Below are 14,203 nucleotides of genomic sequence, written 5' to 3'. Positions count from 1 at the left end.
CTGACGCCGCTGGGTAGATATTTTGAATGGTGTGACACAGGTTTAAGCGGCCAATCACCGCTGGATCATTGGCTATTGAATGATACCGCGCGCACGGAGAATCGCGGTTTTGAAATCATCCTGATAATCTTTTTTTAGCCCTGGGATAGCTTCATCTTTGGCGCTATTGCGCATTTTTAGATGGTAGATCAGCACATCATCGGTCAAATCTTGCAGATCGCCTTGATAGCCGGCTTCTTGCGCCAGTTTGAGCAGAAATTGGATCAGATTGAGCTCGGAATCTTTGTGCCATTCAGGCTCCAGCAGTTGCAGTAGTTCTTCTACGCGATGGCATTGCATGACTTTCTCCACAGTTATTATAGTGATTTGTGACTAAAGGTAGCAAAAGCGCTCGGCAATACCAATTGATCGGTAAAAAAAAGTGAATCGTTAAAAAAATTAGTGCCAAAAGCGTCTTGCACGCCAAGAGCGCGCATAAAAAAGCGCAGCTAAACTGCGCTTTTCGCTTAAGCTGCCTGACCGATTTTGGTTTCAGGAAAGGTGGTTAATACCTTTCTTTCAACCAAGGTGGGCGCGGTGGCTGTTTTTTTGCCAACCGGAGCCATGGCAAAGCCACTACGGCGACGCATTGCACTACGATTGGTATTTGAAAACCTGACGGTTGTTGGGCGCATAACATAACCTAACTGTCAGGCATATCCATTGCCGAGAGTAAACCCTGAATCATTACTCGTCGCACTTGAGTGATGAACATCATTGGGCACGACTGCTTTTGGCGCTGGCCGATCCGAATCATGAATCAGGAATAGCGATATGTGTTCATATCGCTTACAGAATAGCACTTGCAGTTTGAATGGTCGATAGTTGACCAGCTTAGTAATGAGCATAATGATTAACTTTAGCTAACGCGTGTAAGCTCAATGTGCAATACTAGCGGCCAATGGTATGATTGAGTGAAATGAAATGTTGAATCGTTATCCGTTCAGAGAGGAGATCGCCAACGCGATCAGTCACGGGCTTGGGCTGATTTTGGGGATCGTCGGTTTAGTGTTATTGCTGGTAAAAGCCAACGCCCAGCACGCAGATAGTTTGACCATCGTCAGTCTGAGTGTTTACGGCAGCAGCATGATCGTGCTGTTTTTAGCGTCGACTCTGTATCACGCTATCCCTTATCAACGGGCAAAACGCTGGTTAAAAACCTTTGATCACTGTGCGATTTATTTATTGATTGCCGGAAGTTACACCCCGTTTTTGTTGGTCAGTTTGCGCACTCCGCTGGCGGTGGGATTGATGATCGTCATTTGGTCGCTGGCTTTGATCGGCATCTTAGGCAAAATCGCTTTTATTTATCGCTTTAAAAAATTGTCGTTGCTGACTTATCTCACTATGGGGTGGTTATCCTTGTTGGTGGTGTATCAGTTAGCGATTCACCTTGCTGTCGGCGGATTAACCTTGTTGGCGGCGGGCGGAATCATCTACTCGCTGGGGGTGATTTTTTACGTGGCTAAGCGCATTCCTTACCACCATGCCATTTGGCACGCCTTTGTGCTCGTTGGCTGCACCTGCCATTTTTTAGCGATTTATTTGTACGTCGAGCCGATTGCTGCTGGCTAGTGAGCATGTTCGCATGGTGGCTAGTGACGCCAAAACGCCGGGAAAAACAGCACCAATATGGTCAGGATTTCCAAGCGTCCCATTAGCATTCCTAAACTTAATAGCCACTTGGCGGCATCCGGGAGCGAGGAAAAATTCCCCGTCGGACCAATCACGCTTCCCATCCCGGGGCCGACGTTAGCCACCGCCGTCACTGCGCCAGAAATGCTGGTGATTGAGTCTAATCCCATGGCCGATAACGCTCCCGCTAGCACCACGATAGTAATAAAGTAAGTGAGTGCAAATGCTACCACCGAGCGGATGATCTCTTCATTGACTGGGCGTTGGTTATAGCGCTGAATAAAGATGCCGGATGGATGGATAAGATTAAGCAGTTGTTTTTTGAGGAGCGCCATCGCGATTTGAAAACGGAACACTTTGATGCCGCCGGACGTTGAGCCCGAGCAGGCACCGGCCATTAATAAAAAAGCAAAAATGGTCGAAGGCAGCGCACCCCAGGCGGTGAAGTCATCCAACCCAAAGCCGGTGGTGGTCATCACTGAGACGATGTTAAACATCGCGACACGCAGTGCATCGCTTATCTGATAGCCGTTTTTTAGCCATAACCAGCTGGCAACCATTAAGCTGGAGATGAGTACCACCCAGAAAAATCCGCGCACCTGTTCATCGCTCAGTAGCGAGCGCGGGCTTTTTTTACGCAGAACTTGTACAAACAGCAGAAACGGCAGCCCGCCAAGAAACATAAATAAGGTGCCAACCCAATGTGCACCATGGGAAAAGCGATTCATAGAGCTGTCGCTAGTCGAGTAGCCCCCGGTCGAAAGGGTGGTGAAAGCGTGATTAATCGCCTCAAAGGGGGTCATGCCCGTGGCGAGATAGCTCATAAAACATAAGATGGTCAGCACCAGATAGACCGCCATAATGTTTTTGGCCACCGTTTTGGCGCGTGGGCTGCTTTTATCCGACTTATCCGATGATTCGGTTTGGAATAGCTTCATGCCGCCGACGTTGAGCATCGGCAGCACAGCAACCGCCATCACAATAAATCCGACCCCGCCCAGCCATTGCAGTATTGAGCGCCAGAGCAGGATGCTCGGTGGCATCGCATCTAAGCCACTGAGTACTGTTGAACCCGTGGTGGTGAGTCCTGACATAGTTTCAAAATAGGCATCGGTAAAACTGATGTGGTTGATCAACACAAAAGGTAGCGCAGCAAATGCACTGGCGATGGTCCAGACTAAGCTGGTGATCAAAAACATATCGCGGACATTGAGTCGAAAGTGTTGGGTACGGCCAACGCTCAAACAAGCAAATGCTACTACATGGGTAATGATCACCGCTTGGGCAAAATCGAGGAAACCGCCACTGCCGGTCACAAACGCCACTAGTGTCGGTACATACATAAATAGGGCAAGCTTAGACAGCACCAACCCAATAATAAAAGCAATCGGCCGTAAGTTGAGCATAGCGCCAACCTTTATCTATAAGAAGAATGGACTCGGCTGGAATAGGGCTTCCACGTCGGGCACGTATTTTTTATCGACCAAGAACATCACCACATGATCGCCTTGCTCAATGGCGGTGCGGTCATGGGCTATCAGCACCTCTTCACCACGTACGATCGCGCCAATCGTGGTCCCGGGTGGCAGTTTGATATCTCCAACGGCGCGTCCGACCACTTTTGAGGTGGTTTCATCGCCGTGCGCCACCGCTTCAATCGCCTCTGCCGCGCCACGGCGCAGTGAGGAAACGTTAACAATATCGGCTCGCCGCACGTGAGTCAGTAGCGCGGAAATAGTCGCTTGTTGTGGTGAAATTGCCACATCAATCACCCCGCCTTGTACTAAGTCAACATAGCCGCTGCGCTGGATCAACACCATGGCTTTTTTAGCGCCCATCCGTTTGGCGAGCATAGCCGACATAATGTTGGTTTCATCTTCATTGGTGAGGGCGATAAACACATCGACTTGATCGATGTTCTCTTCCGACAGCAACTCTTGATCGGCGGCATCACCACAAAACACGATAGTATTGGCGAGCTCTTCCGATAGCTGTTCGGCGCGTTGGTCATTACGTTCAATCAGTTTAACACTATAGCTGTGCTCTAGCCGCTTGGCTAAGCTGGCCCCAATGTTACCGCCACCCACAATCATGATCCGTCGATACGGTTTTTCTAGGCGCTGTAATTCACTCATCACCGAGCGAATGTGGTTACTGGCGGCGATGAAAAACACTTCGTCATCGGCTTCGATAATGGTCGAACCTTGCGGGCGAATTGGTCGGCCTTGACGGAAAATAGCGGCAACCCGAGTGTCGATGTGCGGCATGTGATCGCGCAGTGCAGCAAGCGCGTTGCCGACCAGTGGCCCACCATAATAGGCTTTGACCGCCACTAGACTGACCTTTTCTTCTGCAAAGCTGACCACTTGTAACGCTCCCGGATACTGGATCAAGCGTTCAATATAGCTGGTGACCAGCTGCTCTGGAGCAATCAGGTGGTCGACTGGCACCGCTCCAGATTGAAACAGGGCTTCTTTTTCGGCCAGATATTGTGGTGAACGAATACGCGCAATCCGGTTCGGCGTATTAAACAGAGTGAAGGCAACTTGGCAGGCGGCCATATTGGTTTCATCGGTATTGGTGACGGCGACCAGCATATCCGCATCTTGCGCACCCGCTTCGCGCAGCACATCCGGATGGCTGGCGTGGCCATTGACCACGCGCAAGTCATATTTATCTTGTAGATCACGCAGCCGTTCAGCACTTTTATCTACTACTGTGATGTCATTGTTTTCACCAACTAAGTTTTCGGCCAGTGTGCCGCCGACTTGTCCGGCGCCAAGAATGATGATTTTCATAACCTGTTCTCTTTGTTTACTCAGCCCAAGACAAGCAGGCTTGCCTTGGATTTGCACATCACAGTTGTTTTTTCAATACCGCGTAATAGAAGCCATCCATCGCTTGTTCACCGGGCAAAATTTGACGGCCAGGCTGGCTAGGATCGGAATCGATCAGGCTTGCATTGGGAGTGCGTTGCAAGAACGCTTTAACCTGTAAACTGTTCTCTTGTGGCGTAATCGAACAGGTCGCGTACACCAACGTACCACCGGGTTTTAATTGTTGCCACATGGCATCTAAAATTTCGCGCTGCAGCTCAGCAAGAGCAGTAATATCGTTAGCGCGACGGAGCCATTTGATGTCTGGATGGCGACGAATTACCCCGGTGGCTGAACAAGGGGCGTCGAGTAAGATGCGATCAAACTGTTCGCCTTGCCACCAATCTTGCGGATAGCGTGCATCACCACAAATCACTTGTGCCTTAAGCTGTAAACGCTGCAAGTTGTCTTGTACCCGTTTTAAGCGAGTTTGGTCACAATCAATCGCCACCACTTGGCTATTTGGGGTGCGCTCTAGGATATGTGCCGTTTTACCACCCGGTGCGGCGCAGCAATCTAAAATCAGCTCTCCGGCTTGTGGCGTGAGATAGTTGATGGCCAGTTGCGCTGCGGCATCTTGTACCGAAACCCAACCTGCGGCAAAGCCCGGCAGTTGTTGCACATCATAAGGCGTACTTAAGCAGAGTGCATCTGCTGCTTGCGAGTGCGGCTGGCTAGCAATACCCGCTTGCTCAAGCAGCGCTTGATACTCAGCACGCGTATGGTGTTGATGGTTGACCCGCAGCCACATCGGCGCTTTGCTGTTATTGGCTTCCACAATTTGTGGCCACTGCTCAGGATAGCTCTCTTTGAGCAGTTTGAGTAACCAACCAGGGTGACCGTAGCGTCCGGCATCATGGCTGGTGGCTTGTGCATCTAAGCGATCTTGATCGCGCTGGTAGTTACGCAGCACGGCGTTAATCAGACCACGTAGGCGCGGGCCTTTGAGATCTTGTGCGCCTTCGACCGTTTCACCGACGGCAGCATGGGCAGGAATGCGCATAAAACTCAATTGGTACAAGCCGACCAAAATCAGGAAGTGAAAGACCCGTTGCTTGCCTTTTAATGGTGTTTCCATCAGCGCTTGGCTGATCGATTCTAAACGGGGCAGTTGGCGTAATACGCCATAGCAGATCTCTTGCAGGAGCGCATGATCGCGTGGCCGAACTTGCTGCTGAGCGATAGGCAAAGCATTGGAGAGTGATTGGCCTAAATCAACCACTTGGTACAGAGCCGACGCGGCGGCGGCGCGAATATTCATCATAAAATCGAAACCAAAAAAATAGGCCCCAGCGCTATCGGCTAGGGCGAACCATTAACTGAGCTGGCTACCGACACTAAACCAGTCGGCGCGCGCATTAAGAATATCGGTCACAGGCAAGGCTTTTTTGCCTGGGATTTGTAGGCTTTCCAGCACCAAAACTTGGTGTCCGGTTGCTATATAAATGCCACTTTTATCCGCTTGCAGGATGGTGCCCGGCGTTTGGCTTACTACTCGATCTTCAACCCGAGCTTGCCAAACTTTGACGCTGTTTTCGGCGACCTCAAAATGGCTCATCGGCCACGGATTAAAGGCGCGGATACAGCGTGCAATGTGCACAGCATCGTCACTCCAGTTGATGCGTGCCTCTTCTTTACGGAGCTTATGCGCATAATTAGCTTGTGCATCGTCTTGCGCTACCGCGACTGCGGTGCCTTGCGCGATTTCGCTTAAACAGTCGAGCAGTGCCTGTGGGCCGAGTCCAGCCAGCTTGTCATACAGGCTAGCGCTGGTATCGTGCGGCTCAATCGGCAAACGAGCAATGTTGAGCATCGCACCGGTGTCGAGTCCAACATCCATTTGCATAATGGTCACGCCGGTTTCACTATCACCGGCCCAAATCGAGCGTTGGATTGGTGCTGCACCACGCCAACGCGGCAAAATTGAGCCATGCACGTTAATGCAGCCGAGTTTTGGTGTGTCGAGCACAACTTTCGGGAGTAACAAACCGTAGGCGACCACGACCATCAGATCGGCATTGAGATCGGCAAGTTGCTGCTTGGCCTCTGGCGATTTGAAATTTTCTGGCTGATAAACCGGGATTTGATGTTCTAGCGCCAGTGTTTTCACTGGACTGGCGGTCAGTTTTTTACCGCGTCCCGCTGGGCGATCGGGTTGGGTATAGACCGCGATGATGTCGTGCCCCGAAGACAACAACGCCGCCAAATGACGGGCGGCGAAATCCGGAGTACCTGCAAACACAATACGGAGTGATTGGCTCAAGCTTACCTCACAGTAAATTATTTTTTCTGGTTGAAGCGTTTGATTTTCTCTAGCTTCTCTTTAATACGGTTACGTTTCAGCGGTGACAGATAATCGACAAACAGTTTACCGGCTAAATGGTCCAGTTCGTGCTGAACACAAATCGCTAGTAGATCGTCTGCGATGAAGCGATAGGGTTGGCCATCTCGGTCTTGCGCTTGCACTGTTACTTGTGCCGCACGTGGCACAAGTGCACGAGCCCCCGGCACGGACAGACACCCCTCTTCTATACCGTCTTCCCCTTGGCTGGCAATGATTTCTGGATTAATTAGCACCATCGGCTGATCGCGCGTTTCAGAAATATCAATCACCACAATTCGTTGATGAATATCGACCTGGGTTGCCGCCAAACCGATGCCTTGCTCGGCATACATGGTTTCCAACATGTCATCGACAATTTGTTGGATGTGCGGCGTGATGGTCGCGACCGGTTTGGCCACGGTACGCAGCCGATCATCAGGGAAGGTTAGTACTTGCAATACAGACATATACACTCGAAATGTTGAACTGTGCCGAAACAGCTTAATGCGTGTTGGTTCAATTCTAGACATTTTATGATCCAAATGACAGCATCCGGACGTGATTTCTCCACCACCCAGTTCTCTTTCGACCAAGGAAGCAAGGTCATGGCACGATTAACCCGCTATATTGCTTGCGCGTTATTACCCTTCACTTTATGCAGTGCACCGGTAATCGCCGAGCCGCAAACATCACTAACACTCAAACACAATGCGCCACAAACGTATACTGTGGTCAAAGGCGATACTCTGTGGGATATCTCGGCATTGTATCTGGATAGTCCATGGTTATGGCCGAGGCTTTGGCAGGCCAACCCAGAGATCAATAATCCGCATTTAATCTACCCTGGCGATAAATTGACCCTATTTTGGCGCGATGGGCAACCGGTGCTGAGTTTAAAGCCGATGGTAAAACTTAGTCCGCAAGTGCGAGTGGTGACAAAGCAAGCGGTACCTACGGTGCAAGAGAGTTTGGTGTTACCTTATCTGCAGTCGGATCGCTTGATGAGTCCCGCGGTTTTGCAAGATAGTGCGCGGGTGATAGGTTCCAGTGATGAGCGTAAATATCTGACCAAGCAAGAGCAGTTGTATATCACAGGTGTTCACAGCGAGAAAACGTGGGGAATTTATCGCGAAGTTGCCCAATATCTGCGGCAAGATGAGGTGATGGTGGTGCTGCGTTTGGTGGCGCTAGGTGAGTTGGTGATGACTAACACGCATTTCAGTGGTTTGACGCTGTTCGAGCAGACGCAAGAGATCCTGCGCAATGATATTGCGTTACCAGAAGTTGACCTTGCACAGCGCGCTCTTTCTACCACTTTCTATCCACAACCTGCGCCAGAGGGAAGCCAAGCCCAGATCCTTGGTTCATTAGAAGGCAGTCAGTATGCCGGGCAAAACCAAGTGGTGGTGATTGACCAAGGTCGTGATGATGGTTTGGTGCAAGGCAGCATGTTTGAGCTTTATCAGGCCGGAGCAAAAGTCAACACCAAGCAGGCTGATTCAGAGGTGCAGTTGCCGAATTTAAAGATTGGCAGTTTGATGGTGATCCGCCCTTATGCGCGTTTTAGTCTGGCGTTAATTACCCACAGTTTAGCGCCGATCAGTCAGGATATTTTGGCGCTTGCCCCTGAGGCCGCTACACCATCCTCAATCGCGGATCGAGGGGATGTGGCCACACCCATTCCCCCACTTGATGATGCGGGTTAATGAAGGATCACGATTTAGCCACTTGGCTAGCGCTGTGTTTTACCCCCAAGCTGGGGAGCAGAACACTCTCTTATCTATTGGCTACTCAATCGCCAGCTCAGCTGTCAACCTTCACGCCTCAGCAATGGTTGGCGCGTGGCCTTAAACCAGAACAGTTAGCCTTTTTAACCACTCGCGCCGCCGCGCAAGCTGAGCAGAGCTTGCTATGGCGTAGCGCTGCCGATCACCGCTACATAGTGACCCCACATTGCTCGCACTATCCTCGTCTATTGAAAGAAATTGCAGCGCCGCCTCCGGTGCTGTTTATCGAAGGTCAGTTACCCGCCTTGCACGATCCTGCACTGGCGATTGTCGGTAGCCGCAATGCCAGTATTGACGGACGACAAATTGCGCGTCAGTTTGCGGCCGAGTTGGTTCAATCCGGGTTGGTGGTAGTCAGTGGATTAGCGCTCGGGATTGATGGACATGCGCATGATGGCGCTTTGCAAGCCAAGGGGCAAACGGTGGCGGTATTGGGCTCTGGGTTAGCGCAAATCTACCCCAAACAGCATCAAGCTTTGGCGGAGCGAATTATTGCCCAAGGCGCATTGGTTTCTGAGTTTGCACCGCATGCTGCACCGCGGGCCGATCACTTTCCACGCCGCAACCGTATCATTAGTGGTTTGTCACTGGGGGTGGTGGTCGTGGAAGCGGCGGAAAAAAGTGGTTCGCTGATCACCGCCCGTTATGCTGCCGATCAAGGGCGTGAAGTTTTTGTGGTGCCCGGATCGATTTTCAACGCCGCCAGTCAGGGCAGTAATCAACTGATCCGACAAGGGGCGTGTTTAGTGCAAAGCGTGCAACAGATCTATCAGGAGCTCAAAAATCCACTCTCTTGGTTACTCTCTGAACAAGCATCGTGCCAAGCGACACTTTTTTGTGCCAGCCACAGTGATGAAGAATTGCCATTTCCCGAGCTGTTAGCTAACGTAGGGGTAGAAGCTACACCCATTGATATTCTGGCAAGCCGGACTAAAATTCCGGTGCAGGAAATCATGATGCAGCTCTTGGAGTTAGAACTCCTTGGGCATGTGGTTGCAGTACCTGGTGGCTATATTAGAAAGGGGAGAGGCTAGCTATGATGATGGATATTTTGATGTATCTGTTCGAAACCTATATCCATAGCGATGCTGAGTTGCAAGTGGATCAGGACCATCTGGAAGATGAACTGCTGCGCGCAGGTTTTCATCAGCAAGATATTTATAAAGCCCTCCATTGGTTGGAAGATTTGGCGGCGTTGCAACAAACCGATACCCAAACGGCGATCGCGAAAAGTGCCCCGACCTCAATGCGCATTTACGCTGCCGAAGAGATTGAGCGGCTTGATCTTGAGTCGCGTGGTTTCTTGCTTTTTCTTGAGCACATTAATGTGCTAACCGCAGAAACGCGAGAGATGGTAATTGATCGTGTGATGGGATTAGAAACCGAGGAGTTTGAACTAGAAGATCTCAAATGGATCATTTTAATGGTGCTGTTCAACGTTCCGGGCAATGAAAACGCCTACACCTTGATGGAAGAGTTGCTGTATAGCCAAGAGCAAGGCGTGTTGCATTAAGTGGGTGATAGATGAAGCGTAAAATTGACCCCCAACTGTTCACGGCTCACGAACAGGCGCTACCAAGCTCACCTTGTCCTCAATGTGGTGCAACCTTGCAGTTGCGTCATGGTAAACATGGGCCTTTTTTAGGCTGCAGCGCTTACCCAGAGTGTGATTACATTCAGTCGCTGCATCACAATGATGCTCAAGTTCTCAAGCCGTTAGGCGTGGCTTGCCCAGCATGTGGCCATGAATTGGTGCTACGCCAAGGCCGTTATGGCATGTTTATTGGTTGTAGCGACTATCCGCAGTGTCATCATATTGAGTCGACCGACAGCCCCCATCAACCAAGCGAGCCTGTATTAGCCATCACTTGTCCTGAATGCGCTCAAGGTCATCTGATTGAGCGCCAATCTCGCTTTGGTAAACGGTTTTATGCTTGTGATCGTTACCCTAAATGCAAATTTGCACTCAATGGGACACCACAGGCTCAAACCTGTACCCAGTGTGGTTTTTCGGTAATGATGGAGAAGAACAGCGCTGCTGGGATGCGTTTTCAGTGTGCGAATCGCAAATGTGGCCATATTCAAGCGGTTGCTACAGGGGTGAATTGATTCACCGTAGGGCTAACCCCATTCTCATTTTCAGCGTATCAACCATCAAGCCGCGTTAAACGCGGCTTGATCACCAGAGCAGATCTGGTTAATGCTCGATCTGATTAGCAGCCAGATGCAGTGCTGGAAAGGCTTCTGCATCAAGTAGCGCCGCTAGCTGGCATAGTTTACGCTGCAGCTCACCGGTGTAATCGGCGGTCACATTGATGTGACCCATCTTGCGTCCAGCGCGCTTCTCTTTGCCGTACCAATGTACATGACAACCTTCGAGAGCCAACACAGCGCTTGCCAATTGGTCTTCACCGAGAATGTTGATCATCGTGGTTTCACGGACCAATTTGGTACTGCCTAGTGGCAAACCACACACCGCGCGTAAGTGATTTTCAAACTGACAGGTTTCTGCGCCCTGTTGGGTCCAGTGGCCCGAGTTGTGTACCCGCGGCGCAATTTCGTTAACTAACAGTTGCCCCTGCACGTCGAAAAACTCCAGCGCTAATACACCAACATAGTTGAGTTGATCGGCGACAGCTTGAAACATCGCGTGCGCTTGTGCTTGTAGCTCTGGTGCGTCAATCGCAGTCGATAGGCTGAGCACGCCTTGAGTGTGCACATTTTCGGCCAAGGGATACACCACGATATCGCCGGCTAAGTTACGCGCACCAACTAGTGAAACTTCACGATCAAAGGCGACAAACTGTTCGGCAACAATCGCTTGTTGTGGGTTGGCCGCTAAGTATTGTGCTAATTGTTGCCAAATCTCTTCGATTTGTGAATGGTGCTTTAAGCGCCATTGGCCTTTACCATCGTAGCCGCCAAGGGCACTTTTTAGCACCATAGGCAGCCCAATGTCAGTCACCGCTTGTGCGAAATCAGCTTGAGTGCGGATAATCGCATAGTCTGCGTTGGCCACTTGAGCGCGATCCAATAACGCTTTTTCTAGACGGCGATCGCCACCAATTTTGATAGCTTGCGCACTTGGGTAGAGTTTTCCGCTACTCGCACACAGATCAAGAATAGGATGTGGAATATGCTCAAACTCGGCGGTGATCACATCCACTTGCTCAATCGCGTGCTGTAACCCATGTCCCAGCACCTGTTGGGTTAATGGATGGACAATTTGTTCTGAGCCGACATCAAAAGCGATGGTGGTAATATTGAGCGGAGCTCCTGCCAAAGACATCATTCGCGCGAGCTGACCTGCGCCTAGTACTAACACACGCATCGGTTACTCCTCGCGAGGGTCTGGGTTATCCAGCACCAATTGAGTTTGCTGAGCGCGGAACGCTTCAACTCGGCTCATCACTTCAGGTTGATGCACGCCGATAATTTGTGCCGCGAGTAATCCGGCATTGGCAGCACCGGCTTCGCCAATCGCTAGCGTGCCGACCGCTATACCTTTAGGCATTTGCACAATCGAGTATAACGAATCGAGTCCAGACAGTGCCCGTGACTGGACTGGTACGCCTAAAACCGGCAGGCAGGTAAATGCCGCGGCCATACCTGGTAAGTGAGCTGCACCGCCAGCACCAGCGATGATGACTTGCAGACCTCGCTGTTTGGCGCTGGAGGCATAATCAGCCAGTAGTTGAGGAGTACGGTGTGCAGAAACCACTTTGGTTTCATACGCCACACCTAAGTGGTCGAGCATTTCTGCTGCATGCTTCATGGTTGGCCAGTCTGACTTAGAACCCATGATAATACCGACGGTCATCTCAAACTCCTTCAGTGTTGTAAATTGAGCGACGAGCGCTTATTGCCGCGCATTATACGAGGATTTTTACCTCAAGCAAACGTTTGCTTTTTGTGGTTGTTCAGAAATACTGGTCAATTGCTCTGCGATTCGTACACTGAACAGAATAGAGCGATGAGGAGTTGAATAAGTGGATAATCTGCAACAAGCGGTCGATGCGCTACGCAGCGGTGGCGTGATCGCTTATCCGACAGAAGGTGTGTTTGGTTTAGGGTGTGATCCGGATAATCAAACGGCCATGCTACGTTTATTGGCGATTAAGCAGCGCCCTGTAGAAAAAGGGGTAATTTTAATTGCGGCTAACTATCAGCAACTGCAACCTTATATTGATGAAACCCAGTTAAGTGCTGAGCAGCTAGCGCAAGTCTTGGCATCTTGGCCCGCGCCTTTAACTTGGGTGATGCCAGCTAGTCGCCACACCCCAAGCTGGGTTCGTGGTCAGTTTGATACTGTGGCGGTGCGGGTTTCAGCTCATCCACTGGTACAACAACTGTGTGTCGCGTTTGGTAAACCTTTAACTTCAACCAGCGCTAATCTGAGTGGTCAGCCAGCATGTGTGACGCAACAGCAAGTCATCGCACAGCTTGGGGAGCACATCAGTGTTGTGGTGGAAGGTGAAACCAGTGGCCGGAGTGGTCCGAGTGAAATTCGTGATGCTCGCAGCCTACAAATATTAAGACAGGGATAACCCTGCGCAGGAGAGAAAGTGAAGTCTACTATTGTTCAACCGGCGATTGATAAACAGGCGGTACAACATTTTTTACGGCAGTTGCAAGATAGTATTTGTCAGCAACTGGAGGCGGCGGATGGTCAAGCGCTGTTTATTGAAGATCAGTGGCAGCGAGAGGCGGGTGAAAAATTAGCGGGAGGCGGCCGCACGAGGGTGATGCGTGATGGTGCGGTTTTTGAACAAGGTGGCGTGAATTTTTCGCACGTCTTTGGTGAGCAAATGCCCGCTTCTGCCACTGCGCACCGGCCAGAGTTAGCCGGGCGTCGCTTTGAAGCGATGGGGGTCTCGTTGGTGATGCATCCGCATAATCCACATGTTCCCACCTCCCATGCTAATGTGCGTTTTTTTATTGCCGAAAAAGAGGGTGAAGCACCTATTTGGTGGTTTGGTGGCGGTTTTGATCTAACGCCTTGCTATCCAAGACTTGAGGATTGCCAAGCTTGGCATCAAACGGCGAAAAATATCTGCGCGCCTTTTGGCGCGGATGTCTACTCTGAGCATAAAGCGTGGTGTGACCGTTATTTTTACCTGCCCCATCGTAATGAAACTCGTGGCATTGGCGGGTTATTTTTTGATGATCTCAATCAGTGGCAGTTTGAGCGTTGTTTTGAATATTTGCAAGCAGTGGGTGCTGGATATACCGAGGCGTATCTGCCTATCGTTGAACACCATAAAGCCACCCCGTTTGGTGAGCGCGAGCGTCAATTTCAGCTTTATCGTCGTGGTCGCTACGTTGAATTTAACTTGGTATTCGATCGCGGTACGTTATTTGGTTTACAAACGGGTGGGCGTACTGAGTCAATTTTGATGTCAATGCCACCTTTAGCGCGCTGGGAATATAGTTATCAACCCGAAGCAGGAACGCCTGAAGCGCTGCTGAGTGAGTTTTTAGTTGCGCGAGATTGGTGACGCGTTAGGTTTCCAGTGATAGGGTCATCTCAGTGACCCATTGAT

General features: G+C 50.6%; 15 protein-coding genes. 7 read left to right on the top strand and 8 right to left on the bottom strand.

What is annotated here, in order from left to right:
* Nucleotides 1-72: 72 nt before the first annotated feature.
* The gene (locus tag G7083_RS06000; protein ID WP_166013977.1) at nucleotides 73-339 is read right to left on the bottom strand and encodes a DUF1040 family protein; all 267 of its coding nucleotides are present in this window, start codon (nucleotides 337-339) and stop codon (nucleotides 73-75) included.
* A gap of 624 nt (nucleotides 340-963) precedes the next feature.
* Here G7083_RS06000 and G7083_RS05995 point away from each other — a divergent pair.
* Complete coding sequence (locus tag G7083_RS05995; RefSeq protein WP_166013976.1) at nucleotides 964-1,614, top strand: hemolysin III family protein; 651 nt, start codon at nucleotides 964-966, stop codon at nucleotides 1,612-1,614.
* Between the two features lie 20 nt (nucleotides 1,615-1,634).
* Here the strand turns inward: G7083_RS05995 and G7083_RS05990 are convergent, their stop codons facing one another.
* The 5 genes from G7083_RS05990 to def are packed head-to-tail and all read right to left on the bottom strand — an operon-like array spanning nucleotide 1,635 to nucleotide 7,340.
* A complete protein-coding gene (locus tag G7083_RS05990; RefSeq protein ID WP_166013975.1) occupies nucleotides 1,635-3,080 on the bottom strand; it encodes a TrkH family potassium uptake protein in 1,446 nt (481 codons plus the stop codon).
* Nucleotides 3,081-3,095: 15 nt separating this feature from the next.
* Entirely contained in the window at nucleotides 3,096-4,472 is a 1,377-nt protein-coding gene (trkA, locus tag G7083_RS05985) for a Trk system potassium transporter TrkA (protein ID WP_166013974.1), read from the bottom strand.
* A 58-nt stretch (nucleotides 4,473-4,530) separates the two neighbouring features.
* Nucleotides 4,531-5,811 (bottom strand): 16S rRNA (cytosine(967)-C(5))-methyltransferase RsmB, encoded by a 1,281-nt coding sequence (rsmB, locus tag G7083_RS05980; RefSeq protein WP_166014999.1) that lies wholly within the window; start codon nucleotides 5,809-5,811, stop codon nucleotides 4,531-4,533.
* 54 nt (nucleotides 5,812-5,865) lie between these two features.
* Complete coding sequence (gene fmt, locus G7083_RS05975; RefSeq protein ID WP_166013973.1) at nucleotides 5,866-6,813, bottom strand: methionyl-tRNA formyltransferase; 948 nt, start codon at nucleotides 6,811-6,813, stop codon at nucleotides 5,866-5,868.
* Between the two features lie 17 nt (nucleotides 6,814-6,830).
* Nucleotides 6,831-7,340, bottom strand: a complete 510-nt coding sequence (gene def, locus G7083_RS05970; protein WP_206212121.1) for a peptide deformylase — start codon at nucleotides 7,338-7,340, stop codon at nucleotides 6,831-6,833.
* Between the two features lie 138 nt (nucleotides 7,341-7,478).
* Here def and G7083_RS05965 point away from each other — a divergent pair, with 138 nt between their 5' ends.
* The 4 genes from G7083_RS05965 to G7083_RS05950 are packed head-to-tail and all read left to right on the top strand — an operon-like array spanning nucleotide 7,479 to nucleotide 10,769.
* Nucleotides 7,479-8,579, top strand: a complete 1,101-nt coding sequence (locus G7083_RS05965; RefSeq protein ID WP_166013971.1) for a LysM peptidoglycan-binding domain-containing protein — start codon at nucleotides 7,479-7,481, stop codon at nucleotides 8,577-8,579.
* A complete protein-coding gene (gene dprA / locus G7083_RS05960) occupies nucleotides 8,579-9,694 on the top strand; it encodes a DNA-processing protein DprA (protein ID WP_166013970.1) in 1,116 nt (371 codons plus the stop codon). Before G7083_RS05965 ends, dprA begins: the two co-directional genes overlap by 1 nt.
* A gap of 2 nt (nucleotides 9,695-9,696) precedes the next feature.
* Nucleotides 9,697-10,173, top strand: a complete 477-nt coding sequence (locus G7083_RS05955) for a DUF494 family protein (protein WP_166013969.1) — start codon at nucleotides 9,697-9,699, stop codon at nucleotides 10,171-10,173.
* 11 nt (nucleotides 10,174-10,184) lie between these two features.
* Nucleotides 10,185-10,769, top strand: coding sequence for a type I DNA topoisomerase (locus tag G7083_RS05950; protein WP_166013968.1), 585 nt, complete (start codon nucleotides 10,185-10,187; stop codon nucleotides 10,767-10,769).
* Nucleotides 10,770-10,857: 88 nt separating this feature from the next.
* Here the strand turns inward: G7083_RS05950 and G7083_RS05945 are convergent, their stop codons facing one another.
* Together G7083_RS05945 and purE are read right to left on the bottom strand one after the other, a co-directional pair.
* Nucleotides 10,858-11,991 carry a 5-(carboxyamino)imidazole ribonucleotide synthase gene (locus G7083_RS05945; protein ID WP_166013967.1) on the bottom strand — a complete coding sequence of 378 codons (1,134 nt, stop codon included), beginning with the start codon at nucleotides 11,989-11,991 and terminating at the stop codon, nucleotides 10,858-10,860.
* Between the two features lie 3 nt (nucleotides 11,992-11,994).
* The gene (purE, locus tag G7083_RS05940) at nucleotides 11,995-12,480 is read right to left on the bottom strand and encodes a 5-(carboxyamino)imidazole ribonucleotide mutase (RefSeq protein ID WP_166013966.1); all 486 of its coding nucleotides are present in this window, start codon (nucleotides 12,478-12,480) and stop codon (nucleotides 11,995-11,997) included.
* A gap of 169 nt (nucleotides 12,481-12,649) precedes the next feature.
* Here purE and G7083_RS05935 point away from each other — a divergent pair, with 169 nt between their 5' ends.
* Both G7083_RS05935 and hemF read left to right on the top strand, forming a co-directional pair.
* Nucleotides 12,650-13,207: an L-threonylcarbamoyladenylate synthase gene (locus G7083_RS05935; RefSeq protein ID WP_166013965.1), complete on the top strand. Its 558-nt coding sequence runs from the start codon at nucleotides 12,650-12,652 to the stop codon at nucleotides 13,205-13,207.
* A gap of 30 nt (nucleotides 13,208-13,237) precedes the next feature.
* Nucleotides 13,238-14,158 (top strand): oxygen-dependent coproporphyrinogen oxidase, encoded by a 921-nt coding sequence (hemF, locus tag G7083_RS05930; protein WP_166014998.1) that lies wholly within the window; start codon nucleotides 13,238-13,240, stop codon nucleotides 14,156-14,158.
* The last annotated feature ends 45 nt before the right edge of the window (nucleotides 14,159-14,203 follow it).

The sequence above is a fragment of the Vibrio sp. HDW18 genome (assembly GCF_011306175.1).
Lineage (GTDB): Bacteria > Pseudomonadota > Gammaproteobacteria > Enterobacterales > Vibrionaceae > Vibrio > Vibrio chanodichtyis.
Note: the sequence above shows the minus strand (reverse complement) of the source record. Positions and strands in the feature narration are given on the sequence as shown.